This window comes from Pseudomonas sp. GL-R-19 (assembly GCF_019956375.1).
In the GTDB taxonomy this organism is placed as follows: domain Bacteria; phylum Pseudomonadota; class Gammaproteobacteria; order Pseudomonadales; family Pseudomonadaceae; genus Aquipseudomonas.
The window spans coordinates 1-25,318 of the sequence record NZ_JAHBDJ010000022.1 but is presented as its reverse complement, the minus strand read 5'-3'; the positions used below and the strand labels follow the sequence as shown (position 1 = coordinate 25,318).

The window sequence follows — 25,318 nt, the reverse complement described above, 5'->3', positions numbered from 1 at the left end:
ATCTCCTTACAGCACTTCTGGGGCGAGCGAGACGATCTTCATGAACTTCTCAGTACGAAGTTCACGGGTCACTGGCCCAAAGATACGGGTGCCGATCGGCTCTTGCTTGTTGTTCAGAAGAACAGCAGCGTTGCCATCAAAGCGGATAATGGAGCCATCAGCACGACGTACGCCGTGACGAGTGCGGACTACAACAGCAGTCATCACTTGGCCTTTTTTCACTTTACCGCGAGGAATTGCTTCCTTCACGGTAACTTTGATGATGTCACCGATACCAGCGTAACGACGATGGGAGCCACCCAGCACCTTGATGCACATAACACGGCGAGCGCCGCTGTTATCGGCCACATCGAGCATGGATTGAGTCTGAATCATATAATTTCTCCGACCCCTAGTCCTTAGACTTCCACAGCGCGTTCGAGAACATCAACCAGCGCCCAAGACTTGGTCTTGGCCAAAGGACGAGTTTCACGAATAGTGACTTTGTCGCCGATGTGGCACTGATTGGTTTCGTCGTGCGCGTGCAGCTTAGTCGAACGCTTAACGTATTTACCGTAGATCGGGTGCTTAACGCGACGCTCGATCAGAACGGTGATGGTTTTGTCCATCTTGTCGCTGACAACACGGCCAGTCAGCGTACGGACAGTTTTTTCGGCTTCAGCCATGATTACTTACCTGCCTGCTGGTTGAGCACAGTCTTCACGCGAGCGATGTCACGCTTAACTTGCGAGAGCAGATGAGACTGCCCCAACTGGCCAGTTGCTTTCTGCATACGCAGATTGAACTGGTCGCGCAGCAAGCCGAGCAGTTGCTCGTTCAGCTGCTGTGCGGATTTTTCACGAAGTTCATTCGCTTTCATCACATCACCGTCCGTTTAACAAAGGAGGTGGCGAGCGGCAGCTTTGCAGCAGCCAGGGCGAAAGCCTCACGCGCCAGCTCTTCAGAAACACCCTCGATTTCATACAGGACTTTGCCTGGCTGAATCTGGGCAACCCAGTATTCGACGTTACCCTTACCTTTACCCATCCGAACTTCGAGTGGCTTCTTGGAAATAGGCTTGTCCGGGAATACACGGATCCAGATCTTGCCGCCACGTTTTACGTGACGGGTCAGAGCACGACGCGCTGACTCGATCTGACGAGCGGTGAGACGACCACGAGCAACAGACTTCAGCGCGAACTCGCCGAAGCTGACTTTGCTACCGCGCAATGCCAGGCCACGGTTGTGACCAGTCATTTGCTTGCGGAACTTCGTACGCTTTGGTTGCAACATTTGGCGTACCCCTTACTTAGCAGCTTTTTTACGAGGCGCTGGTGCTTGTGGTTTCAGTTCTTCTTGGCGACCACCAATTACTTCGCCTTTGAAGATCCAAACCTTTACACCGATCACACCGTAAGTGGTGTGAGCTTCGTAGTTGGCATAGTCGATGTCGGCACGCAGGGTGTGCAATGGCACACGACCTTCGCGATACCATTCAGTACGTGCGATTTCAGCACCGCCGAGACGACCGCTCACTTGGATTTTGATGCCTTTGGCACCAATGCGCATGGCGTTCTGCACGGCGCGCTTCATAGCGCGACGGAACATTACGCGACGCTCCAGCTGCTGAGCTACGCTCTGCGCAACCAGCATACCGTCGAGTTCCGGCTTGCGGATCTCTTCGATATTGATGTGCACAGGCACACCCATTTGCTTGGTCAGGTCCTGACGCAGTTTCTCAACATCTTCACCTTTCTTCCCGATAACGATACCTGGACGAGCGGTGTGGATGGTGATACGTGCAGTTTGGGCCGGACGATGGATATCGATACGGCTTACGGACGCGCTTTTTAGTTTGTCTTGGAGATACTCACGCACCTTCAGATCTGCGAGCAAATAGTCCGCATAAGTCCGACCGTCTGCGTACCAGACGGAGGTGTGCTCCTTGACGATTCCCAGGCGAATGCCAATGGGATGTACTTTCTGACCCATCTCTTCGACTCCGTTACTTGTCAGCAACCTTGACAGTGATATGGCAAGACCGCTTGACGATGCGATCAGCACGGCCTTTGGCACGTGGCATGATGCGCTTCAGCGAACGCCCTTCGTTGACGAAAACGGTGCTGACCTTCAGGTCATCAACGTCTGCGCCTTCGTTATGCTCGGCGTTGGCTACGGCCGACTCCAGCACTTTCTTCATGATCTCGGCGGCTTTCTTACTGCTGAAAGCCAACAGGTTGAGCGCTTCGCCCACCTTCTTCCCGCGAATCTGGTCGGCGACCAAGCGGGCTTTCTGGGCGGAGATTCGAGCGCCCGACAACTTAGCGGCTACTTCCATTTCCTAACCCCTTAACGCTTGGCTTTCTTGTCTGCCACGTGCCCGCGATAAGTGCGGGTACCGGCGAACTCGCCCAGTTTGTGGCCGACCATGTCTTCGTTCACGAGAACTGGGACGTGCTGACGACCGTTGTGTACTGCGATGGTCAGACCGACCATTTGTGGCAGGATCATCGAACGACGCGACCAGGTTTTCACCGGTTTGCGATCGTTCTTTTCCGCCGCCACTTCGATCTTCTTCAGTAGGTGAAGATCGATAAAAGGACCTTTTTTCAGAGAACGTGGCACTGTCGTATCCCTCTATTTACTTGCGACGACGGACGATCATTTTGTCGGTACGCTTATTACCACGAGTCTTCGCGCCCTTAGTCGGGAAGCCCCATGGCGATACCGGATGACGACCACCAGAGGTACGACCTTCACCACCACCATGTGGGTGGTCAACCGGGTTCATGGCAACACCACGAACGGTTGGGCGAACGCCACGCCAGCGTTTGGCACCAGCTTTACCCAGCGAACGCAGGCTGTGCTCGGAGTTCGAGACTTCGCCCAGGGTCGCACGGCATTCAGCCAGGACTTTACGCATTTCACCGGAACGCAGACGCAGGGTCACGTAAACGCCTTCACGAGCGATCAGCTGAGCCGAAGCACCAGCGGAACGAGCGATCTGCGCGCCTTTACCCGGCTTCAGTTCGATGCCGTGTACGGTGGAACCGACTGGAATGTTGCGCAGTTGCAGAGCGTTGCCTGGCTTGATTGGAGCCAGTGCGCCTGCGATCAGCTGGTCGCCAGCACTCACGCCTTTAGGGGCGATGATGTAGCGGCGCTCGCCGTCTGCGTAGCACAGCAGTGCGATGTGAGCAGTACGGTTTGGATCGTATTCGATACGCTCGACAGTGGCGACGATGCCATCTTTGTCGTTGCGACGGAAATCGACCATACGATAATGCTGCTTATGACCACCACCGATATGACGGGTAGTAATACGGCCATTGTTGTTACGACCACCAGTCTTCGATTTTTTCTCGAGCAGCGGTGCGTGAGGAGCGCCTTTATGCAGCTCCTGGTTGACCACCTTGACCACAAAACGGCGGCCAGGGGAAGTCGGTTTGCATTTAACGATTGCCATGATGCACCCCTTCCTTACTCAGCACTGCTGCTGAAATCGAGATCTTGGCCTGGCTGAAGGGAGATAACTGCCTTCTTCCAGTCATTACGCTTGCCCAGACCGCGAGCAGTGCGCTTGCTCTTACCCAGAACATTCAGGGTAGTAACACGCTCTACTTTCACGCTGAACAGGCTTTCGACGGCCTTCTTGATTTCCAGCTTGGTTGCATCAGTAGCAACCTTGAAAACGAACTGGCCTTTCTTGTCTGCCAGAACCGTAGCCTTCTCGGAAACGTGCGGGCCAAGCAGAACTTTAAATACGCGTTCCTGGTTCATCCCAGCAGCTCCTCGAATTTCTTCACGGCCGACACGGTGATCAACACCTTGTCGTATGCGATCAGACTAACTGGATCGGAACCTTGCACGTCACGTACATCAACGTGTGGCAGGTTACGAGCAGCCAGGTACAGGTTCTGATCAACAGCGTCCGACACGATCAGAACGTCGGTCAGGCTCATGTTGTTCAGCTTGCCCAGCAGGTCTTTGGTTTTCGGCGTTTCAACGGCGAAATCCTGAACCACGACCAGACGATCAGTACGCACCAGCTCAGCAAGGATGGAACGCATTGCTGCGCGATACATCTTCTTGTTCAGCTTCTGGGAGTGATCCTGTGGACGAGCTGCGAAAGTGGTACCGCCGCCGCGCCAGATAGGGCTACGGATAGTACCGGCACGAGCACGGCCAGTACCTTTCTGACGCCATGGGCGCTTACCGCCACCACGAACGTCGGAACGGGTCTTTTGCTGCTTGCTACCTTGACGGCCGCCGGCCATGTAGGCCACGACTGCTTGGTGAACCAGCGTCTCGTTGAACTCGCCGCCAAATGTCAGTTCGGAAACTTCGATCGCTTGAGCGTCATTTACATTTAATTGCATGTCAGCTTCCCCTTAACCGCGAGCCTTGGCTGCTGGACGTACAACCAAGTTGCCGCCAGTAGCGCCAGGAACAGCGCCCTTGACCAACAACAGATTGCGTTCAGCGTCCACGCGCACTACTTCGAGGGACTGCACGGTCACGCGCTCAGCGCCCATATGACCGGACATTTTTTTGCCCTTGAATACACGACCAGGAGTCTGGCACTGGCCGATAGAGCCTGGAACGCGGTGGGATACGGAGTTACCGTGGGTGTTATCTTGCCCGCGGAAATTCCAACGCTTGATCGTACCCTGGAAGCCTTTACCCTTGGACTGACCGGTTACATCAACCAGTTGACCAGCGGCGAAGATTTCAGCGTTGATCAGATCGCCGGCCTGGTACTCGCCTTCTTCAAGGCGGAATTCCATTACGGTACGACCAGCGGCAACGTTCGCTTTAGCGAAGTGGCCAGCCTGAGCTGCTGTTACACGCGAAGCACGACGCTCGCCGACAGTGACTTGCACTGCACGATAGCCATCGGTCTCTTCAGTTTTGAACTGGGTGACGCGATTCGGCTCGATCTCAATGACCGTGACCGGAATGGAGACACCTTCTTCGGTGAAAATACGGGTCATACCGCATTTACGACCGACTACACCAATAGTCATGTTGTAAACCTCATGAGTGTACGGGGCTTTCACCCGCTATGGCCGCCCATTTCAGAGCGTTACACGACTAAGACCGAGTCTTAGCCGAGGCTGATCTGTACTTCCACACCGGCCGCCAGATCAAGCTTCATAAGTGCATCAACGGTTTTATCCGTTGGCTGGACGATGTCCAGTACGCGCTTATGAGTACGGATCTCGTACTGGTCACGCGCGTCTTTGTTGACGTGCGGGGAGACCAGAACGGTGAACCGCTCTTTACGGGTAGGCAGTGGAATTGGACCACGCACTTGTGCACCAGTACGTTTCGCGGTTTCCACGATTTCCTGGGTGGATTGGTCGATCAGGCGATGGTCAAAAGCCTTCAACCTGATACGGATTTGCTGATTTTGCATTGGATTTCAGACTCCGGCTGCTATTCCCAGCGAGCGCAATACGCCCGTTAAAAGGAGGCGCAATTCTATAGACGCCCCAGATAGGTGTCAACCCAATAAAAAAGCCCCCGCTGAGCGGGGGCTTTTCAAAGCATCGAAGCTATCTCAAAAGAGATGCTTACTCGATGATTTTGGCTACGACGCCAGCGCCGACGGTACGACCGCCTTCACGGATAGCGAAACGCAGGCCGTCTTCCATTGCGATGGTCTTGATCAGGGTAACTTCCATCTGGATGTTATCACCTGGCATTACCATTTCAACGCCTTCTGGCAGCTGGCAGTTACCAGTCACGTCAGTAGTACGGAAGTAGAACTGTGGACGGTAGCCTTTGAAGAACGGAGTGTGACGACCGCCTTCTTCCTTGCTCAGAACGTAAACTTCTGCGGTGAACTTGGTGTGCGGCTTAACCGAACCCGGCTTAACCAGAACCTGGCCACGCTCAACGTCGTCACGCTTGGTACCACGCAGCAGAACGCCGCAGTTCTCGCCAGCACGACCTTCGTCGAGCAGCTTGCGGAACATTTCAACACCGGTGCAGGTGGTGGTGGTGGTGTCACGCAGACCAACGATCTCCAGTGCATCTTGAACGCGAACGATACCGCGCTCGATACGACCGGTCACAACAGTACCACGACCCGAGATCGAGAATACGTCTTCGATTGGCATCAGGAATGGCTTGTCGATAGCACGCTCTGGTTCTGGGATGTAGCTGTCCAGAGTCTCAACCAGTTTACGAACGGCAGTGGTGCCCATTTCGTTGTCGTCTTTGCCTTCCAGCGCCATACGAGCCGAACCGATGATGATTGGAGTGTCATCGCCCGGGAAGTCGTAGGTGGACAGCAGGTCGCGAACTTCCATCTCGACCAGTTCCAGCAGCTCAGCGTCGTCTACCAGGTCAGCCTTGTTCAGGAAAACCACGATGTACGGAACGCCTACCTGACGGGACAGCAGGATGTGTTCACGGGTTTGTGGCATCGGACCATCAGCGGCCGAGCAAACCAGGATCGCGCCGTCCATCTGGGCAGCACCGGTGATCATGTTCTTCACGTAGTCAGCGTGACCTGGGCAGTCAACGTGAGCGTAGTGACGGATCTTCGAGTTGTACTCGACGTGCGCGGTGTTGATGGTGATACCACGAGCTTTTTCTTCTGGAGCGCTGTCGATTTTATCGAAATCAACGATTGCAGAACCGAAAACTTCGGAGCAAACGCGAGTCAGAGCTGCGGTCAGAGTGGTTTTACCGTGGTCAACGTGACCGATGGTGCCAACGTTGACGTGCGGTAGGGAACGATCAAATTTTTCTTTAGCCACGACAATTAACTCCTTGCCTAAAGGACTGAATCAGCCTTGTTTTTTGGTTACAGTTTCGACGATGTGCGACGGAGCTGTATTGTATTTTTTGAATTCCATAGAGTAGCTTGCGCGACCCTGGGACATCGAACGAACGTCGGTCGCATAACCGAACATCTCGCCCAACGGAACTTCAGCACGGATCACCTTGCCGGAGACCGTGTCTTCCATACCCAGAATCATGCCGCGACGACGGTTAAGGTCGCCCATCACGTCACCCATATAGTCTTCAGGCGTAACAACCTCTACCGCCATGATCGGCTCGAGCAACTCACCACCACCCTTCTGGGCCAGTTGCTTGGTCGCCATGGAAGCAGCCACCTTAAACGCCATCTCGTTCGAGTCGACGTCGTGGTAAGAACCATCAAACACGGTAGCCTTCAGGCCGATCAGCGGATAGCCGGCAACAACGCCGTTCTTCATCTGCTCTTCGATACCCTTCTGGATAGCCGGGATGTATTCCTTAGGAACCACACCACCCACTACTTCGTTCACGAATTGCAGACCTTCCTGACCTTCGTCAGCAGGAGCAAAACGGATCCAGCAATGGCCGAACTGGCCACGACCGCCGGACTGACGAACGAACTTGCCTTCGATCTCGCAGTTCTTCGTGATGCGCTCACGATACGAAACCTGAGGCTTGCCGATGTTGGCTTCGACGTTGAACTCACGGCGCATCCGGTCAACCAGGATGTCCAGGTGCAACTCGCCCATGCCAGAGATGATCGTTTGACCAGTCTCTTCATCAGTCTTGACGCGGAAAGACGGGTCTTCCTGAGCAAGTTTGCCCAGAGCGATACCCATTTTTTCCTGGTCATCCTTGGTCTTGGGCTCAACGGCAACCGAAATAACCGGCTCCGGGAAGTCCATGCGAACCAGGATGATTGGCTTGTCAGCGTTGCACAAGGTTTCACCAGTGGTGACGTCCTTCATGCCGATCAAGGCCGCGATGTCACCAGCGCGTACTTCCTTGATCTCTTCACGGGCGTTTGCGTGCATCTGCACCATACGGCCCACGCGCTCTTTCTTGCCTTTGACCGAGTTGATCACGCCGTCGCCGGAGGCCAACACGCCCGAGTAAACACGGACGAAAGTCAAGGTACCCACGAATGGGTCGGTAGCGATCTTGAACGCCAGAGCCGAGAACGGCTCGTTGTCGTCTGCATGACGCTCCATTTGCTTTTCCTCGTCATCCGGGTCGGTACCCTTGATGGCAGGAATGTCGGTTGGAGCCGGCAGGTAGTCGATAACGGCGTCGAGAACCAGGGGAACACCCTTGTTCTTGAAGGAAGAACCGCAAACAGCCAGAACGATCTCACCAGCGATAGTACGCTGACGCAGAGCACCCTTGATCTCCTCGATGGTGAGCTCTTCACCTTCAAGGTACTTGTTCATCAGCTCTTCGCTGGCTTCGGCCGCAGCCTCAACCATGTTGTTACGCCACTCTTCAGCCAGTTCCTGCAGTTCAGCAGGGATGGCTTCACGACGAGGAGTCATGCCCTTGTCGGCATCGTTCCAGTAAACCGCTTCCATGGTCATCAGATCGATCTGACCCTGGAAGTTGTCTTCGGAACCGATAGCCAACTGGATAGGCACCGGAGTGTGACCCAGACGCTGCTTGATCTGAGCGATCACGCGCAGGAAGTTCGCACCGGCACGGTCCATCTTGTTCACGTAAACGATACGTGGAACACCGTACTTGTTGGCTTGACGCCATACGGTTTCGGACTGAGGCTCAACGCCGGAAGTACCACAGAACACAACGACCGCGCCGTCGAGTACGCGCAGGGAACGCTCAACTTCAATAGTGAAGTCTACGTGGCCCGGGGTATCGATGACGTTGAAACGGTACTGGTCCTTGTGCTGCTTCGCAGAACCCTGCCAGAAGGCGGTAATGGCAGCAGAAGTAATGGTAATACCACGCTCCTGCTCCTGCACCATCCAGTCTGTGGTCGCGGCGCCGTCATGCACCTCGCCCATCTTGTGACTTTTGCCAGTGTAAAAAAGGACGCGCTCAGTGGTGGTGGTTTTACCAGCATCCACGTGTGCAACGATACCAATGTTACGGTAGCGATTAATCGGTGTTGTACGAGCCATAAAGCCCTCGCAAAATGAGTGACGCTAAAATTAGAAGCGGTAGTGCGAGAAAGCCTTGTTGGCTTCAGCCATACGGTGAACGTCTTCACGCTTCTTAACTGCAGCACCTTTACCTTCGGCAGCGTCCAACAGTTCGCCAGCCAAACGCAGAGCCATAGACTTCTCGCCGCGCTTGCGGGCGTAGTCTACCAACCAGCGCATTGCCAGAGCGTTACGACGGGAAGGACGAACCTCGACCGGAACCTGGTAAGTAGCACCACCAACGCGGCGCGACTTCACTTCGACCAGCGGAGCGATGGCGTCGAGTGCTTTTTCGAAGAGTTCCAGGGGATCGGTGCCGGCCTTACGAGCCTTCACGGTATCCAGGGCACCATAAACGATACGCTCGGCAACGGCTTTCTTGCCGCTTTCCATTACGTGGTTCATGAATTTGGCGAGGATTTGGCTTCCGTATTTCGGATCGTCCAGAATCTCACGCTTGGCTGCTACGCGACGTCTTGGCATTGATAAGCCCTCAAACGGTCTTCAGGTTAGCCCGGGACAGCTCCTATGGATGCGTGCCCGACCTTACTCTTATCGACTCAATAAAATGAAAAACTGCAAAACGGCCGATTACTTCGGACGCTTGGTACCGTACTTCGAACGACCCTGGTTACGACCTTTAACACCGGAAGTATCCAACGAACCGCGAACGGTGTGGTAACGAACACCTGGCAAGTCTTTTACACGACCGCCGCGGATCAGTACCACGCTGTGTTCTTGCAGGTTGTGGCCTTCACCGCCGATGTACGAGGAAACCTCGAAACCGTTGGTCAGACGCACACGGCATACTTTACGCAGTGCCGAGTTAGGTTTTTTCGGCGTGGTGGTGTACACACGGGTGCACACGCCACGGCGTTGCGGGCAGTTCTGCAGCGCAGGCACGTCGGATTTCTCGACGATACGCTTACGCGGCTGACGTACCAGCTGGTTGATAGTTGCCATCTACTAGCTCCACTGTTGTCTTGCGACGCTATTGTCTTGCAAGAAAAGCAAAATGGCAGGAACGAGTTCCCGCCAAATTTAGGGGTACAAGAGTCTAAAGAGGATCTTGTCCCCAGTCAAGGCAAGGCCCCGCCCTCCCCGCTCATCCAATCTCGACAAATTGTCTCGATTCGATGAACGGAGCGACCAGGGCCTCACACTCATTTACCGCAGAACTCAGTTACCGCTCGAGTTCAGGGCTTCGGTCAGTGCAGCTTCCACTTCACTGGCGCTTACGCGCAACGGCTTGTCTGCATCACGGCGGCGCTTACGCTCGCTGTGATAAGCCAGGCCGGTACCGGCCGGGATCAGACGACCCACGACCACGTTCTCTTTCAGGCCGCGCAGGTAATCGCGCTTGCCGGTTACCGCCGCTTCGGTCAGTACGCGAGTGGTTTCCTGGAAGGAAGCCGCCGAGATGAACGATTCGGTGGACAACGACGCCTTGGTGATACCCAGCAGAACGCGAGTGAACTTGGAGACAAACTTGTCTTCGCCGCTCAAACGCTCGTTCTCTACCAGCACATGAGTCAATTCCATCTGGTCGCCCTTGATGAAACTGGAATCGCCGGATTCAGCGATCTCAACTTTACGCAGCATCTGACGCAGAATGGTCTCGATGTGCTTGTCGTTGATCTTCACGCCTTGCAGACGGTAAACGTCCTGGATCTCGTTAACGATGTACTTGGCCAGCGCACTCACACCCAGCAGACGCAGGATGTCGTGTGGATCGCTCGGACCGTCGGAGATAACTTCGCCGCGGTTTACCTGTTCGCCTTCGAACACGTTCAGGTGACGCCACTTCGGAATCAGCTCTTCATACGGATCGGTACCGTCGTTCGGGGTGATAACCAGACGGCGCTTGCCTTTGGTTTCTTTACCGAACGCGATGGTGCCGCTGACTTCAGCCAGAATCGACGCTTCTTTCGGACGACGGGCTTCGAACAAGTCGGCAACACGCGGCAGACCACCGGTGATGTCGCGAGTTTTCGAAGTCTCTTGCGGGATACGAGCGATAACATCACCGATCGCGATCTTCGCACCATCCGCTACACCGACCAGGGCGTTGGCTGGCAGGAAGTACTGAGCGATAACGTCAGTGCCTGGCAGCAACAGATCCTTGCCGTTGTCATCAACCATCTTCACGGCAGGACGGATGTCCTTACCGGCAGCTGGACGATCTTTGGCGTCGAGTACTTCAATGTTGGTCATACCGGTCAATTCGTCAGTCTGACGCTTGATCGTGATGCCTTCTTCCATGCCCACGTAGGTCACGGTACCTTTCATTTCGGTAACGATCGGGTGAGTGTGCGGATCCCACTTGGCCACGATGGCGCCAGCTTCGACCTTGTCACCTTCTTTAACCGAAATCACGGCACCGTACGGCAGCTTGTAACGCTCGCGCTCACGACCGAAGTCGTCAGCGATGGCCAGCTCACCGGAACGGGACACAGCAACCAGGCAACCATCCACTCGCTCAACGTGTTTCAGGTTATGCAGACGGACGGTACCGCCATTCTTCACTTGAACGCTGTCGGCTGCGGAGGTCCGGCTTGCCGCACCACCGATGTGGAACGTACGCATCGTCAGCTGGGTACCCGGCTCACCGATGGACTGGGCAGCGATAACGCCGACCGCCTCACCAATGTTCACCTGGTGACCACGAGCCAAGTCACGGCCGTAGCACTTGGCGCAAATACCGAAGCGGGTTTCGCAGCTGATCGGCGAACGCACGATCACTTCGTCGATGCTGTTGAGCTCGATGAACTCGACCCACTTCTCGTCTACCAAGGTGCCGGCAGGAACGATGACGTCCTCGGTACCCGGCTTGAATACGTCACGGGCGATAACTCGACCCAATACGCGCTCACCCAACGGCTCTACAACGTCACCGCCTTCGATGTGCGGAGTCATCAGCAGACCGTGTTCGGTCCCGCAGTCAACTTCGGTCACAACCAGATCCTGCGCAACGTCAACCAGACGACGCGTCAAGTAACCGGAGTTAGCGGTTTTCAACGCAGTATCCGCAAGACCCTTACGAGCACCGTGAGTGGAGATGAAGTACTGAAGTACGCTCAAACCTTCACGGAAGTTCGCCGTAATCGGCGTTTCGATGATGGAGCCGTCCGGCTTGGCCATCAGACCACGCATACCGGCCAGCTGACGGATCTGTGCTGCGGAACCCCGCGCACCCGAGTCAGCCATCATGTACATCGAGTTGAAAGACTCTTGGTCGACTTCGTTGCCGTGACGGTCGATAACCTTCTCTTTCGAGAGGTTCGACATCATTGCCTTGGAGACTTCGTCGTTCGCTTTCGACCAAAGGTCGATTACTTTGTTGTACTTCTCGCCCTGAGTTACCAGGCCCGAGGCGTACTGACTTTCGATCTCTTTCACTTCATCGGTTGCAGCCGCGATGATGCGGGCTTTCTCATCCGGGATAACGAAGTCGTTAACACCGATGGAAACGCCGGAAATGGTCGAGTAAGCAAAACCGGTGTACATCAACTGGTCAGCGAAAATAACGGTCTCTTTCAAACCAACCACGCGGTAGCACTGGTTGATCAGCTTGGAGATCGCCTTTTTCTTCATCGGCAGGTTGACGACGTCGTACGACAGACCTTTTGGCACAACCTGGAACAACAGCGCACGGCCGACAGTGGTATCGACGATACGGGTGTTGCTCACGCTGCCGCCATCACGGTCGTTGACGGTTTCGTTGATCCGGACTTTAACCTTGGCGTGCAATGCGGCTTCGCCGGCACGGAACACACGGTCAACTTCCTGCAGATCCGCGAACACACGACCTTCACCCTTGGCATTGATCGCTTCACGAGTCATGTAGTACAGACCCAATACAACGTCCTGCGACGGAACGATGATTGGCTCACCGTTGGCTGGCGACAGAATGTTGTTGGTCGACATCATCAACGCACGCGCTTCGAGCTGGGCTTCCAGCGTCAGCGGTACGTGCACGGCCATTTGGTCGCCGTCGAAGTCGGCGTTGTACGCAGCACAGACCAGAGGGTGCAGCTGGATAGCCTTACCTTCGATCAGTACCGGTTCAAACGCCTGGATACCCAGACGGTGAAGGGTCGGCGCACGGTTGAGAAGTACCGGGTGTTCGCGAATCACTTCAGCGAGAACGTCCCAAACCTCTGGCAGCTCGCGCTCGACCATCTTCTTGGCAGCCTTGATGGTGGTAGCGAGACCACGCATCTCAAGCTTGCCGAAAATGAACGGTTTGAACAGCTCGAGAGCCATTTTCTTCGGCAGACCGCACTGGTGCAGACGCAGGGTCGGACCTACGGTAATTACCGAACGACCGGAGTAGTCAACACGCTTACCGAGCAAGTTCTGACGGAAACGACCCTGCTTACCCTTGATCATGTCAGCCAGGGATTTCAGAGGACGCTTGTTGGAACCGGTGATAGCGCGGCCACGACGACCGTTGTCGAGCAGTGCGTCGACGGCTTCCTGCAACATACGCTTTTCGTTGCGCACGATGATGTCCGGAGCGGACAGATCGAGCAGGCGCTTCAAGCGGTTGTTACGGTTGATCACTCGACGATACAGATCGTTGAGGTCGGAAGTCGCGAAGCGACCGCCATCCAGCGGGACCAGTGGACGCAGATCTGGCGGCAGAACCGGCAGAACGGTCAGCACCATCCACTCTGGCAGGTTGCCGGAACCCTGGAAGGCTTCCATCAACTTCAGACGCTTGGACAGCTTCTTGATCTTGGTTTCGGAGTTGGTTTGCGGAATCTCTTCGCGCAGACGACCAATCTCGTGCTCCAGGTCGATAGCGTGCAGCAGTTCGCGGACAGCTTCGGCACCCATGCGGGCATCGAAATCGTCGCCGAACTCTTCCAGCGCTTCGAAGTACTGCTCGTCGTTGAGCAGCTGACCTTTTTCAAGGGTGGTCATGCCTGGATCAATAACGACATAGCTCTCGAAGTAGAGAACGCGTTCGATATCACGCAGGGTCATGTCCATCAGCAAGCCGATACGCGACGGCAGCGATTTCAGGAACCAGATGTGGGCAACTGGCGAGGCCAGTTCGATGTGCGCCATGCGCTCACGACGAACTTTTGCCAGCGCGACTTCAACGCCGCACTTCTCGCAGATCACACCGCGGTGCTTCAAGCGCTTGTACTTACCGCACAGGCACTCGTAATCCTTTACCGGGCCAAAGATCTTGGCGCAGAACAGGCCGTCACGCTCAGGTTTGAACGTACGGTAGTTGATGGTTTCCGGCTTTTTAACTTCACCGAACGACCACGAACGGATCATCTCAGGCGATGCCAATCCGATACGGATGGCGTCGAACTCTTCGACTTGACCCTGGTTTTTCAGCAAATTCAGTAGGTCTTTCAAGGCCTTTCCTCCTGGCGGAGCAGAGAGCGGGCAAAACAGCCCCGCTCTCGATTCGCGTCACGTGTTATTCGGTTTCCAGATCGATATCGATGCCGAGGGAACGAATTTCCTTGATCAACACGTTGAAGGACTCGGGCATGCCCGGCTCCATACGGTGATCGCCATCCACGATGTTTTTGTACATCTTGGTACGGCCGTTCACATCGTCCGACTTCACTGTGAGCATTTCTTGCAGAGTGTAAGCGGCACCGTATGCTTCCAGTGCCCAGACCTCCATCTCCCCGAAACGCTGACCACCGAACTGCGCCTTACCACCCAGCGGCTGCTGGGTAACCAGGCTGTACGAACCGGTAGAACGAGCGTGCATCTTGTCGTCTACCAAGTGGTTCAGCTTCAGCATGTACATGTAGCCAACGGTAACCGGGCGCTCGAACTTGTTGCCGGTACGGCCGTCGGTCAGCTGCATCTGGCCGCTTTCTGGCAGGTCCGCCAGTTTCAGCATGGCCTTGATTTCGCTTTCCTTGGCGCCGTCGAACACTGGAGTGGCCATTGGAACGCCGCCACGCAGGTTTTGAGCCAGGTCCAGGATTTCCTGGTCCGAGAAGTCATCGAGGCTTTCCTGACGACCGCCGATCTCGTTATAGATCTCGTGCAGGAACTTGCGTAGCTCGGCGACTTTACGTTGCTCTTCAATCATGCGGTTGATCTTCTCGCCCAGACCCTTGGCCGCGAGGCCCAGGTGGGTTTCAAGGATCTGACCGACGTTCATACGCGAAGGTACGCCCAACGGGTTGAGGACGACGTCTACCGGGGTGCCATTGGCATCGTGCGGCATGTCTTCAACCGGCATGATCACGGAGACCACACCCTTGTTACCGTGACGACCGGCCATCTTGTCGCCCGGCTGGATGCGACGACGGATTGCCAGGTAAACCTTGACGATTTTCAGCACGCCTGGAGCCAGGTCATCGCCCTGCTGCAGTTTGCGCTTCTTGTCTTCGAACTTGTCGTCCAGCAGACGGCGACGATCAACGATGTAGGCCTGAGCCTTCTCGAGCTGCTCGTTCAGAGCATCTTCAGCCATGCGCAGTTTGAACCACTGGCCGTGCTCAAGACCGTCGAGAACTTCGTCGGTGATGTCCTGGCCTTTCTTCAGACCGGCGCCACCTTCGGCTTTGTGGCCGACCAGAGCGGAGCGCAGACGTTCGAAAGTAGCACCTTCAACGATACGGAACTCTTCGTTCAGGTCCTTGCGGATCTCGTCCAGTTGGGACTTCTCGATCGACAGGGCACGAGCATCACGCTCAACGCCGTCGCGGGTGAAGACCTGTACGTCGATGACAGTACCCTTGGTACCGGTAGGTACACGCAGGGAGGTGTCTTTAACGTCGCTGGCTTTTTCACCGAAGATCGCACGCAGCAGTTTTTCTTCCGGAGTCAGCTGGGTCTCGCCTTTCGGAGTGACCTTACCGACCAGGATGTCGCCTGCACCAACTTCAGCACCTACGTAAACGATACCGGCTTCGTCCAGCTTGTTCAGAGCCGCTTCACCCACGTTCGGGATGTCGGCAGTGATTTCCTCTGGGCCAAGCTTGGTGTCACGGGCCACACAGGTCAGTTCCTGGATGTGGATCGTGGTGAAGCGGTCTTCCTGAACAACACGCTCGGACAGGCAGATGGAGTCTTCGAAGTTGAAGCCGTTCCATGCCATGAACGCGATGCGCATGTTCTGACCCAGCGCCAGTTCACCCATGTCGGTGGACGGGCCGTCGGCCATGATGTCGCTACGCTGAACCCGATCACCCTTACGGACCAGCGGACGCTGGTTGATGCAGGTGTTCTGGTTGGAGCGGGTGTACTTGGTCAGGTTGTAGATGTCGACACCGGCTTCACCGGTTTCAACTTCGTCATCGGCAACACGAACCACGATACGGCTGGCGTCGACGGAGTCGATCACGCCGCCACGACGAGCCACGACGCAAACGCCGGAGTCACGGGCTACGTTACGCTCCATGCCGGTACCTACCAGCGGCTTGTCAGCACGCAGGGTTGGTACAGCTTGACGCTGCATGTTCGAACCCATCAACGCACGGTTGGCGTCGTCGTGCTCGAGGAACGGAATCAGCGACGCAGCAACCGAAACTACCTGCTTCGGCGATACGTCCATCAAGGTGACGTCTTCCGGCGCCTTGACGGTGAATTCGTTCAAGTGACGAACAGCTACCAGCTCGTCGATCAGGACTTTCTTGTCGTTCATCGTGGCCGAAGCCTGAGCGATCACGTGATCAGCTTCTTCGATGGCGGACAGGAACACGATCTCGTCGGTGACCAGAGCGTCTTTCACCACGCGGTACGGGCTTTCCAGGAAGCCGTACTGGTTGGTGCGCGCGTAGGCCGCCAGGGAGTTGATCAGACCGATGTTCGGACCTTCCGGCGTTTCGATCGGGCATACACGACCGTAGTGAGTCGGGTGTACGTCACGCACTTCAAAGCCGGCACGCTCACGAGTCAGACCGCCAGGGCCGAGTGCAGAGACACGACGCTTGTGGGTGATCTCGGACAGCGGGTTGTTCTGGTCCATGAACTGCGACAGCTGGCTGGAACCGAAGAACTCTTTCACCGCCGCAGCCACTGGCTTGGCGTTGATCAGGTCTTGCGGCATCAGGCCTTCGCTTTCAGCCATCGACAGACGCTCTTTGACCGCACGCTCAACACGTACCAGGCCAACGCGGAACTGGTTCTCGGCCATTTCGCCTACGCAGCGAACACGACGGTTACCCAGGTGGTCGATGTCATCGACGATGCCTTTACCGTTACGGATGTCGACCAGGGTCTTCAGTACCGCGACGATGTCTTCCTTGCACAGCACGCCCGAACCTTCGATTTCGGTGCGACCGATACGACGGTTGAACTTCATCCGGCCGACCGCAGACAGGTCATAGCGCTCAGGGCTGAAGAACAGGTTGTTGAACAGGGTCTCGGCAGCGTCTTTGGTTGGTGGCTCGCCAGGACGCATCATGCGATAGATCTCGACCAGCGCTTCCAGTTGGTTGCTGGTGGAATCGATCTTCAGAGTGTCGGAGACGAACGGACCGCAGTCGATATCGTTGGTGTACAGAGTTTCGATGCGAACAACCTGAGCCTTGGCGATTTTGGCCAGGATCTCGGTGTTCAGCTCGGTGTTGCACTCTGCCAGGATTTCGCCGGTTGCCGGATGCACGATGACCTTGGCGGTTGTGCGACCCAGGACGTAGTCCAGAGGCACATCCAGCTCTTTGATCCCGGCTTTTTCCAGCTGGTTGATGTGGCGAGCGGTGATACGACGACCCTGCTCGACAATAACCTTGCCTTTGTCATCCAGAATATCGAGGACAGCGATTTCACCGCGCAGGCGCTGAGGCACCAGTTCCAGGCTCAGGGTCTCGCCCTTCACGTGGAATACGTTAGTGGTGTAGAACGCGTCCAGCACTTCTTCAGTGGTATAGCCCAGCGCGCGCAGCAGTACCGAGGCAGGCAGCTTGCGACGACGGTCGATACGCACGAACACGCAGTCTTTCGGGTCGAACTCGAAGTCCAGCCACGATCCGCGGTAAGGAATGATGCGCGCGGAGTACAGCAGTTTACCGGAGCTGTGCGTCTTGCCACGGTCGTGGTCGAAGAACACGCCCGGGGAACGGTGCAGCTGGGAAACGATTACACGCTCGGTACCGTTGATTACGAAGGTACCGTTTTCAGTCATCAGGGGGATTTCACCCATGTAGACTTCTTGCTCTTTGATGTCCTTGATCGCTTTGTTCGACGATTCTTTGTCGAAAATGATCAGGCGCACTTTTACCCGCAAAGGTACGGCGTAAGTTACACCGCGCAATACGCATTCTTTGACATCAAATGCCGGTTCGCCCAGGCGATAACCGACGTACTCCAGCGCAGCATTGCCGGAGTAGCTGATGATCGGGAAAACGGATTTGAAGGCCGCATGCAGGCCCACGTCGCGGAACTGATCTTTAGTCGCTCCCGCTTGCAAGAATTCACGATACGAATCCAGCTGGATGGCCAGGAGGTACGGCACATCCATGACGTCCGGCAACTTGCTAAAGTCCTTGCGGATACGTTTTTTCTCAGTATATGAGTAAGCCATCAGCGTTCCCCAGCTTGGTCACCTGCTTGTTTGGCCCCTCCCGACGGGAGCAGCCAGAAAATCGTGCAAACCCCATGGTTTGCGCCACCGCATCGGGTGGTTACAGCACGTTATCGGCACCGACCGAGTCGGCTGCCAGTAACGGAAAAAGGCCGGTGGCAAGAGCCACCAGCCATCAGCCTGTCGCTTAACGCTCGGGCTGGAGACGCAAAGTCGATGCTTACTTCAGCTCGACTTTAGCGCCTGCTTCTTCCAGAGTTGCTTTGGCTTTGTCGCCTGCATCTTTGGTCACTGCTTCCAGAACCATGGCAGGAGCGCCGTCAACTACAGCCTTGGCTTCTTTCAGGCCCAGACCGGTCAGTTCACGTACTGCCTTGATCACGTTAACTTTCTTCTCGCCAGCTTCCAGCAGCATGACGTTGAATTCAGTTTGCTCTTCAACAACAGCGGCAGCAGCAGCTGGACCAGCCGAAGCAGCAGCAGCGGTAACACCGAATTTTTCTTCGAAAGCTTTGATCAGCTCAACAACTTCCATTACGGACATGTTGCCAACTGCTTCAAGGATATCGTTCTGAGAGATAGACATGAATCTAATTCCTGATATTGGGGACGGCCTACGCGACCATCGAAAAAAACAAAAAACGCGAGAAGTTGACGAGCCTTAGGCTGCAGCAGCTTCTTTCTGGTCGCGAATTGCCGCCAGAGTACGAGCCAATTTGCTGGTAGCGCCTTGAATCACGCTCATCAGCTGAGAAATTGCTTCGTCACGGGTCGGCAGAGTTGCCAGTACGTCGATTTGGTTAGCTGCGAGGAACTTGCCCTCGAACGCAGCTGCCTTGATCTCGAACTTGTCCTGACCCTTTGCGAATTCCTTGAAGATCCGGGCAGCAGCGCCTGGATGTTCTTTGGAGAACGCAATCAGGGTAGGGCCAGTGAACACGTCGTTGAGGACACTGAATTCAGTGTCGGCAACAGCGCGCTTGAGCAGGGTGTTACGTACAACACGTACGTAAACGCCAGCTTCACGAGCCTCTTTACGGAGTCCGGTCATCGCGCCTACTGTTACGCCACGGGCATCAGCCACGACAGCGGACAGAGCGACTTTGGCAGCCTCGTTGACTTCAGCGACGATGGCCTTCTTGTCTTCGAGTTTAATTGCCACGGGTTTAACTCCTGCTTGTTACCGTTTCATCTGGTCGAAACCGGATGTCGTTTTGGTGTCTGATTCGGTAAGGAACCGGGAGCACCATCTGCGTAGGCTTGTGGTTTAAGACTTGCGTCGCCTACGGTCTTGGATAGCCCCCGCCAGGCAGGGACCCCAATTTTTCAATTGGCGCAATTACTTGCGCCAATCTGTGTCTTACGCGTCGAGCGAGCTTTGGTCGATGACCAGACCTGGGCCCATAGTGGTGCTCAGGGTAACGCGCTTGACGTAAATGCCTTTCGAGGAAGCTGGCTTGATACGCTTCAGATCAGCGATCAGGGCTTCAACGTTTTCCTTCAGCTTGACGGCGTCGAAGCCGATCTTGCCAACGGAAGTGTGGATGATGCCGTTTTTGTCGGTGCGATAACGAACCTGACCAGCCTTGGCGTTTTTAACCGCGGTAGCTACGTCTGGAGTTACGGTGCCGACTTTAGGGTTAGGCATCAGGCCACGTGGACCGAGGATCTGACCCAACTGACCTACAACGCGCATTGCATCCGGGGATGCGATCACTACGTCATAGTTCAGGTCGCCGCCTTTCATTTCGGCAGCCAGGTCGTCCATGCCTACGCGGTCAGCGCCGGCAGCCAGAGCGGCTTCAGCAGCTGGACCCTGGGTGAACACAGCAACGCGAACGGTCTTGCCAGTGCCGTGTGGCAGCACAGTAGCGCTACGAACGACCTGGTCGGATTTACGCGGGTCAACACCCAGGTTTACAGCTACGTCGAACGACTCGCTGAACTTGACAGTCGACAGCTCGGCCAGCAGGGCAGCAGCGTCTACAAAGTTGTAGGCCTTGCCTGCTTCGATTTTGCCGGCGATAGCCTTTTGACGCTTGGTCAGCTTAGCCATTACACACCCTCCACGTTAAGGCCCATGCTACGAGCAGAACCGGCGATAGTACGCACGGCTGCTTCCATATCAGCTGCAGTCAGATCCGCGTTTTTGGTTTTCGCGATTTCTTCCAGCTGAGCACGAGTCACGGTGCCAACCTTAACGGTGTTCGGACGAGCGGAGCCGCTGGTCAGACCGGCCGCCTTCTTCAGCAGAACCGAAGCAGGGGTGGATTTGGTTTCGAAAGTGAAGCTACGGTCGCTGTAGACAGTGATGATCACTGGAGTCGGCAGACCTGGCTCAAGACCCTGAGTACGGGCGTTGAAAGCCTTGCAGAACTCCATGATGTTCACGCCGTGCTGACCCAGAGCAGGACCAACAGGTGGGCTTGGGTTAGCCTGAGCGGCTTTCACTTGCAGCTTGATGTAAGCGGTAATCTTCTTGGCCATGAGGCACTCCAATTACGGGTTCGAACGCCTCGAAAGGCTCCCCGGTTACTTGCGCGTTTATCCCAGTGACGACAAAACCCCACAGCCTAGGGCTGCGGGGTTGGGATTTTTGTTCAACTAGACCTTTTCGACCTGGCTGAACTCGAGCTCCACCGGAGTAGAGCGACCGAAAATGAGCACTGCGACCTGGATCCGGCTCTTTTCGTAGTTAACTTCTTCAACAACACCAGTAAAGTCCGCAAACGGGCCATCATTGACACGCACCGACTCGCCCGGCTCGAACAACGTCTTCGGCTTCGGCTTGTCGCTGCCATCGGCAACGCGGCGCAAAATCGCTTCTGCTTCTTTATCGGTGATTGGCGCAGGCTTATCGGCAGTACCGCCAATGAAACCCATCACCCGAGGAGTATCCTTGACCAAGTGCCAAGTACCCTCGTTCATATCCATCTGCACCAGCACATAGCCAGGGAAGAATTTGCGTTCGCTTTTGCGCTTCTGGCCATTGCGCATTTCAACCACTTCTTCAGTGGGAACCAGAATCTCGCCGAAGCCATCTTCCATACCGGCCAGCTTTACGCGCTCGACCAGCGAGCGCATTACATGCTTCTCGTAACCGGAGTAAGCATGCACAACATACCAACGCTTAGCCACGGGACACCCTTAGCCGACGATCAAGGAAACAAGCCAGCCGAGCAGGGAGTCAAGCCCCCACAACAGCAACGCCATAACCAGGACAACAGCCACAACGATCAACGTGGTCTGCGTGGTTTCTTGGCGAGTTGGCCAAACGACTTTACGAATCTCGGTGCGCGCTTCCTTAACCAGTACAAAGAAAGACTTGCCCTTGACTGTCTGCAGGCCTACAAAGGCAGCTACAGCAGCAATAGCAAGCAATGCGAGTACGCGGTACAGGATCGGCGAAGCAGAAAAGTACTGATTGCCAACAACGCCAACAACCACCAGAGCGACTACTACAAGCCACTTGAGGAGGTCGAAACGAGAGCCTTGAGCTTCAGCTTTAGGAGTCATCTATGAAGATCCTGTGAAAAGAAAGCCAGACACACCGAGTGAATCTGGCAGGTCAGGAGGGAATCGAACCCCCAACCTACGGTTTTGGAGACCGTCGCTCTGCCAATTGAGCTACTGACCTAAAACAAAATCAGGCCGACCATTATGCCGACCCGAAAAAGACTTTACAACACTTACCAGGCAATCCTGGTTGCAACACCGACATCCATGACACCGGCAACCTTCAGAAACACAATCAGGCGCAACCACTACCACCTAAAACAAAGGCAGATATTTTCATATCTGCCTTGTTATATGGAGCTCTTGAGCGGATTTGAACCGCTGACCTCACCCTTACCAAGGGTGTGCTCTACCAACTGAGCTACAAGAGCGTAACACTGTGCAAAACCCGTAAACTTGGAGCGGGTAGCGGGAATCGAACCCGCATCATCAGCTTGGAAGGCTGAGGTTCTACCACTAAACTATACCCGCGAGGCTTACAGCTCTCGCTAAAAATGGTGGAGGGGGAAGGATTCGAACCTTCGAAGTCGTAGACGTCAGATTTACAGTCTGATCCCTTTGGCCGCTCGGGAACCCCTCCTAAGCGAGCCGGCATTCTACATCATGCCAGCCTTCTGTCAAGCATTTTTCTCATTAAAAACCTGAGCTTAGCTGCGTTGACCTCGCTTCACACCGTTAACCGTTTCCGGTGTTCGCTGTGGAGCGGGCGCCATTCTATGCAAACTATTCGGTGGGTGCAACCCCCTCGCACGGCATTATTTTATGTTTTAACTCATTGAATTCTTTAGAAAGGTTTAGCAGCTGCAAATCGTCCAGCCAACGCCGGCTTTCCGGCGCGATACGCACCCAATACCCTGCACCCTCAGGCGCAGCTTTCGGCAGGGACTGATACTTGACTTCCATCCCGCTCAAGCGCCGCTCAACCGCCTGCGCGGCCTCCTGGCGCGTATAGCCCCCCAGATAAAGGCAGCCATTGTCTGTCGAGACAGCCTTAGCCTTGTCTTTGGAGACGTCACTCGCTTCGCTCAGCAAGCGGATATCTTGTTGAGACCCGCGATACAGACTCAAAGGCGTGACATCCTTCGCGCGCAGAGGAGCCTCTTGTTGATGCCAGATGTAGTAGAAGCCATTGAGGACAAGCAGCAGCAGAAACAACCAACGCATAAAAACCTCAGGACAAGGGACAGGCCATGGCCAATCCGACAAACACCAAGTCCGGAACAACCCTGGCCTGAGGCACGACCTCAGCAACCAGGCTCGCATCTCCCCCGGTGAGAAACACGACAAAGTCCTCACCCCAGTAGGTGCGCGCCAACTCGAGCTGAGTCAATACGAAGCCGCGCAACATCAACAAACAGCCACGCTCTACAGCCTCAACAGTCGCGCGACCTGGAACAAGATTCTCCAGAGCCCGCTCAGCCGCCAGGTCCCCATAACGAATCTTGCGAGTGTGGGTGCGCAATTGGTTGCGCATCAACGGCATCCCCGGACAGATGAAACCACCCAGGTGCTCTCCATCCGCAGCGATAAAATCAGCGGTCACGGCCGTACCGAAGTCGAGCACCAGGCACGCACCCGAAGCCAGATGAAAGCCTCCAAGCATTGCCAGCCACCGATCCAGACCCAGCCGCTCAAACTCCTCATACCCATTGCGCACGCCAGACATTTCGCGCGCGGGCGACGCGCACACAACCGGCACATCGAAGGCATCCCTCAGCAAAGACGTCAGCGCAGCGGTCTCCTCCGCGGTCCTGACGCTCACCAGCCGGCAAAACGTAAGGGCAAGCCCCTTGAGCCCCCCCAACCCCTCAAGCAATGCGAGATTGGAATCGACGACCCCCTCACCAAGCACCTGTCCGGCATTATCGGCAAGCACGCGCCACTTGATGAAACTATTCCCACAATCGAGCTCAAGAATCATCACGCAACCTCAGGCTCAATTCACCACCACTGAAGACTTTCTCCACACCATCCACCTTCAGGCGCAAGGCGCCCTGGCCATCAATACCAAGCACCTCACCATCAACTTTATTAACACCGGCAATCAACGACACGTTTCGCCCTTGCCACAGGTGATTCTGCTCCCACTCTGACTGGATGGCCAAAAATCCACCCGACTGGTGACGAGCCAGGTATCGCTGCAGCATCTCCCCCAGCATCGCAACCAATTGGTTGCGATCAAACAATTTACCTGACTCGAGCCGCATGGATGTCCATTGCTGGTCCACCTCATCAGCGGACTGCATGTTCACATTGATTCCCACCCCCAGAACCACGTGGCACACATCAGCAGGATCACCAACCAACTCGAGCAGTATTCCCGCGATCTTTTTCTGACCTACAAGGACATCGTTAGGCCACTTCAACCCAGCGGCTGCGATACCGAGCTCACGCAACGTCTGCAAGACAGCAAGCCCAACAACGAGACTCAAGCCTTCCAACTGGCGCATCCCACCATCAATGCGTAGCACCAGGCTGTAATAGACGTTTTCTGCGAATGGACTGACCCACTTGCGACCACGTCGCCCGCGCCCGGCTGTCTGCCGCTCCGAAAGCACAAGAAATGGTGCCGCCTGCCCCCGCTCTATAGCACGCAGTGCCTCGGCGTTCGTGGAGTCAATTGAGTCGTAAACCTGGACGGGCCAGGCGCAAGAAAGCGCCTGAGCGCTTATCTCGGCAGGATCGAGCAGCGCCAATGGCGCGGACAATTGATAGCCTCGTCCACGAACCTTATGAATAGACAAACCCAGCTCAGCTTCCAAATGCTGAAGCTGCTTCCACACAGCACTACGGCTGATGCCCAGGGCAGCACCCAATGCTTGCCCCGAATGGAATCGGCCATCTTTAAGAAGCTTTAACAACGTCAGCATGCAGGTCTCGCCTCACAATGAGGCCCGCATGATAGCCACGCACCGAGCTATTGCATAGAAATCCAGTAGCCGTGACTTTTCTGCGGACAAAAACAAAACCCCTACCTGCGTACGCAGATAGGGGTTTTGGAATTTAATCTTGACGATGACCTACTCTCACATGGGGAAACCCCACACTACCATCGGCGATGCATCGTTTCACTGCTGAGTTCGGGATGGGATCAGGTGGTTCCAATGCTCTATGGTCGTCAAGAAATTCGGGTACCGAGTCGTGGCCGGCTGGCCGCGCTTCAGCAAATTGGGTAGGTGATAGATTTGTGTGGTGCGAACTTTCGGTTCATTGCGTCTTCACACACCGCAATCTGATGCTCTTTCGAGTAAGCAAATTGCTTGGGTGTTATATGGTCAAGCCTCACGGGCAATTAGTATTGGTTAGCTCAACGCCTCACAGCGCTTACACACCCAACCTATCAACGTCGTAGTCTTCGACGGCCCTTCAGGGGACTCAA

General features: G+C 55.4%; 27 protein-coding genes, 4 tRNA genes and 2 rRNA genes. All 33 read right to left on the bottom strand.

Annotated elements, in window-relative coordinates; translation table 11 throughout:
- Positions 1-6: 6 nt before the first annotated feature.
- Positions 7-375 (bottom strand): 50S ribosomal protein L14, encoded by a 369-nt coding sequence (gene rplN / locus KGA83_RS12840; RefSeq protein ID WP_002555479.1) that lies wholly within the window; start codon positions 373-375, stop codon positions 7-9.
- 23 nt (positions 376-398) lie between these two features.
- On the bottom strand, positions 399-665 hold the full coding sequence (gene rpsQ, locus KGA83_RS12835; protein ID WP_003176419.1) for a 30S ribosomal protein S17: 267 nt from the start codon (positions 663-665) through the stop codon (positions 399-401).
- Positions 666-667: 2 nt separating this feature from the next.
- Positions 668-859 carry a 50S ribosomal protein L29 gene (rpmC, locus tag KGA83_RS12830; protein ID WP_002555481.1) on the bottom strand — a complete coding sequence of 64 codons (192 nt, stop codon included), beginning with the start codon at positions 857-859 and terminating at the stop codon, positions 668-670.
- Positions 859-1,272 (bottom strand): 50S ribosomal protein L16, encoded by a 414-nt coding sequence (gene rplP, locus KGA83_RS12825; RefSeq protein WP_003228729.1) that lies wholly within the window; start codon positions 1,270-1,272, stop codon positions 859-861. The genes rpmC and rplP overlap by 1 nt, the downstream gene beginning before the upstream one ends.
- Before the next feature lie 12 nt (positions 1,273-1,284).
- Positions 1,285-1,971, bottom strand: a complete 687-nt coding sequence (gene rpsC, locus KGA83_RS12820; protein WP_008065719.1) for a 30S ribosomal protein S3 — start codon at positions 1,969-1,971, stop codon at positions 1,285-1,287.
- Positions 1,972-1,984: 13 nt separating this feature from the next.
- Positions 1,985-2,317 carry a 50S ribosomal protein L22 gene (gene rplV / locus KGA83_RS12815; RefSeq protein WP_003103908.1) on the bottom strand — a complete coding sequence of 111 codons (333 nt, stop codon included), beginning with the start codon at positions 2,315-2,317 and terminating at the stop codon, positions 1,985-1,987.
- Between the two features lie 11 nt (positions 2,318-2,328).
- Entirely contained in the window at positions 2,329-2,604 is a 276-nt protein-coding gene (gene rpsS / locus KGA83_RS12810) for a 30S ribosomal protein S19 (protein WP_002555486.1), read from the bottom strand.
- Positions 2,605-2,620: 16 nt separating this feature from the next.
- Positions 2,621-3,445 carry a 50S ribosomal protein L2 gene (gene rplB, locus KGA83_RS12805; RefSeq protein ID WP_003228734.1) on the bottom strand — a complete coding sequence of 275 codons (825 nt, stop codon included), beginning with the start codon at positions 3,443-3,445 and terminating at the stop codon, positions 2,621-2,623.
- A 14-nt stretch (positions 3,446-3,459) separates the two neighbouring features.
- A complete protein-coding gene (rplW, locus tag KGA83_RS12800) occupies positions 3,460-3,759 on the bottom strand; it encodes a 50S ribosomal protein L23 (RefSeq protein WP_002555488.1) in 300 nt (99 codons plus the stop codon).
- A complete protein-coding gene (gene rplD / locus KGA83_RS12795) occupies positions 3,756-4,358 on the bottom strand; it encodes a 50S ribosomal protein L4 (RefSeq protein WP_003228735.1) in 603 nt (200 codons plus the stop codon). The genes rplW and rplD overlap by 4 nt, the downstream gene beginning before the upstream one ends.
- 12 nt (positions 4,359-4,370) lie before the next feature.
- On the bottom strand, positions 4,371-5,006 hold the full coding sequence (rplC, locus tag KGA83_RS12790) for a 50S ribosomal protein L3 (RefSeq protein WP_003186059.1): 636 nt from the start codon (positions 5,004-5,006) through the stop codon (positions 4,371-4,373).
- 80 nt (positions 5,007-5,086) lie between these two features.
- Complete coding sequence (gene rpsJ, locus KGA83_RS12785) at positions 5,087-5,398, bottom strand: 30S ribosomal protein S10 (protein ID WP_003186070.1); 312 nt, start codon at positions 5,396-5,398, stop codon at positions 5,087-5,089.
- A 157-nt stretch (positions 5,399-5,555) separates the two neighbouring features.
- On the bottom strand, positions 5,556-6,749 hold the full coding sequence (gene tuf / locus KGA83_RS12780) for an elongation factor Tu (protein ID WP_008053875.1): 1,194 nt from the start codon (positions 6,747-6,749) through the stop codon (positions 5,556-5,558).
- 30 nt (positions 6,750-6,779) lie between these two features.
- The gene (gene fusA, locus KGA83_RS12775) at positions 6,780-8,885 is read right to left on the bottom strand and encodes an elongation factor G (protein ID WP_007994652.1); all 2,106 of its coding nucleotides are present in this window, start codon (positions 8,883-8,885) and stop codon (positions 6,780-6,782) included.
- 30 nt (positions 8,886-8,915) lie between these two features.
- Entirely contained in the window at positions 8,916-9,389 is a 474-nt protein-coding gene (gene rpsG, locus KGA83_RS12770; protein WP_007994653.1) for a 30S ribosomal protein S7, read from the bottom strand.
- A gap of 108 nt (positions 9,390-9,497) precedes the next feature.
- Entirely contained in the window at positions 9,498-9,869 is a 372-nt protein-coding gene (rpsL, locus tag KGA83_RS12765) for a 30S ribosomal protein S12 (protein ID WP_003186084.1), read from the bottom strand.
- 216 nt (positions 9,870-10,085) lie between these two features.
- Positions 10,086-14,285, bottom strand: coding sequence for a DNA-directed RNA polymerase subunit beta' (gene rpoC / locus KGA83_RS12760; RefSeq protein ID WP_108218342.1), 4,200 nt, complete (start codon positions 14,283-14,285; stop codon positions 10,086-10,088).
- A 64-nt stretch (positions 14,286-14,349) separates the two neighbouring features.
- Complete coding sequence (rpoB, locus tag KGA83_RS12755; protein ID WP_108218341.1) at positions 14,350-18,423, bottom strand: DNA-directed RNA polymerase subunit beta; 4,074 nt, start codon at positions 18,421-18,423, stop codon at positions 14,350-14,352.
- Positions 18,424-18,643: 220 nt separating this feature from the next.
- On the bottom strand, positions 18,644-19,009 hold the full coding sequence (rplL, locus tag KGA83_RS12750; protein ID WP_108218340.1) for a 50S ribosomal protein L7/L12: 366 nt from the start codon (positions 19,007-19,009) through the stop codon (positions 18,644-18,646).
- Between the two features lie 75 nt (positions 19,010-19,084).
- Positions 19,085-19,585 carry a 50S ribosomal protein L10 gene (rplJ, locus tag KGA83_RS12745; protein ID WP_007970413.1) on the bottom strand — a complete coding sequence of 167 codons (501 nt, stop codon included), beginning with the start codon at positions 19,583-19,585 and terminating at the stop codon, positions 19,085-19,087.
- Positions 19,586-19,783: 198 nt separating this feature from the next.
- Complete coding sequence (gene rplA / locus KGA83_RS12740) at positions 19,784-20,479, bottom strand: 50S ribosomal protein L1 (RefSeq protein ID WP_003186095.1); 696 nt, start codon at positions 20,477-20,479, stop codon at positions 19,784-19,786.
- The gene (rplK, locus tag KGA83_RS12735) at positions 20,479-20,910 is read right to left on the bottom strand and encodes a 50S ribosomal protein L11 (RefSeq protein WP_007933726.1); all 432 of its coding nucleotides are present in this window, start codon (positions 20,908-20,910) and stop codon (positions 20,479-20,481) included. Before rplK ends, rplA begins: the two co-directional genes overlap by 1 nt.
- 117 nt (positions 20,911-21,027) lie before the next feature.
- A complete protein-coding gene (gene nusG / locus KGA83_RS12730) occupies positions 21,028-21,561 on the bottom strand; it encodes a transcription termination/antitermination protein NusG (RefSeq protein ID WP_046041611.1) in 534 nt (177 codons plus the stop codon).
- A 9-nt stretch (positions 21,562-21,570) separates the two neighbouring features.
- On the bottom strand, positions 21,571-21,939 hold the full coding sequence (secE, locus tag KGA83_RS12725) for a preprotein translocase subunit SecE (RefSeq protein ID WP_007984402.1): 369 nt from the start codon (positions 21,937-21,939) through the stop codon (positions 21,571-21,573).
- Between the two features lie 45 nt (positions 21,940-21,984).
- Positions 21,985-22,060, bottom strand: a tRNA-Trp gene (locus tag KGA83_RS12720).
- A 174-nt stretch (positions 22,061-22,234) separates the two neighbouring features.
- A tRNA-Thr gene (locus KGA83_RS12715) sits at positions 22,235-22,310 on the bottom strand.
- A 26-nt stretch (positions 22,311-22,336) separates the two neighbouring features.
- Positions 22,337-22,410 (bottom strand) — tRNA-Gly (locus tag KGA83_RS12710).
- A gap of 24 nt (positions 22,411-22,434) precedes the next feature.
- A tRNA-Tyr gene (locus tag KGA83_RS12705) sits at positions 22,435-22,519 on the bottom strand.
- Positions 22,520-22,662: 143 nt separating this feature from the next.
- The gene (locus KGA83_RS12700; protein WP_108218339.1) at positions 22,663-23,103 is read right to left on the bottom strand and encodes a hypothetical protein; all 441 of its coding nucleotides are present in this window, start codon (positions 23,101-23,103) and stop codon (positions 22,663-22,665) included.
- Positions 23,104-23,110: 7 nt separating this feature from the next.
- Positions 23,111-23,860, bottom strand: coding sequence for a pantothenate kinase (locus KGA83_RS12695; protein ID WP_108218338.1), 750 nt, complete (start codon positions 23,858-23,860; stop codon positions 23,111-23,113).
- Positions 23,850-24,809, bottom strand: coding sequence for a bifunctional biotin--[acetyl-CoA-carboxylase] ligase/biotin operon repressor BirA (gene birA, locus KGA83_RS12690; RefSeq protein WP_223529846.1), 960 nt, complete (start codon positions 24,807-24,809; stop codon positions 23,850-23,852). Before birA ends, KGA83_RS12695 begins: the two co-directional genes overlap by 11 nt.
- A 137-nt stretch (positions 24,810-24,946) precedes the next feature.
- Positions 24,947-25,062, bottom strand: a 5S ribosomal RNA gene (rrf, locus tag KGA83_RS12685).
- Between the two features lie 148 nt (positions 25,063-25,210).
- Positions 25,211-25,318 (bottom strand): 23S ribosomal RNA (locus tag KGA83_RS12680); the annotation flags it as partial.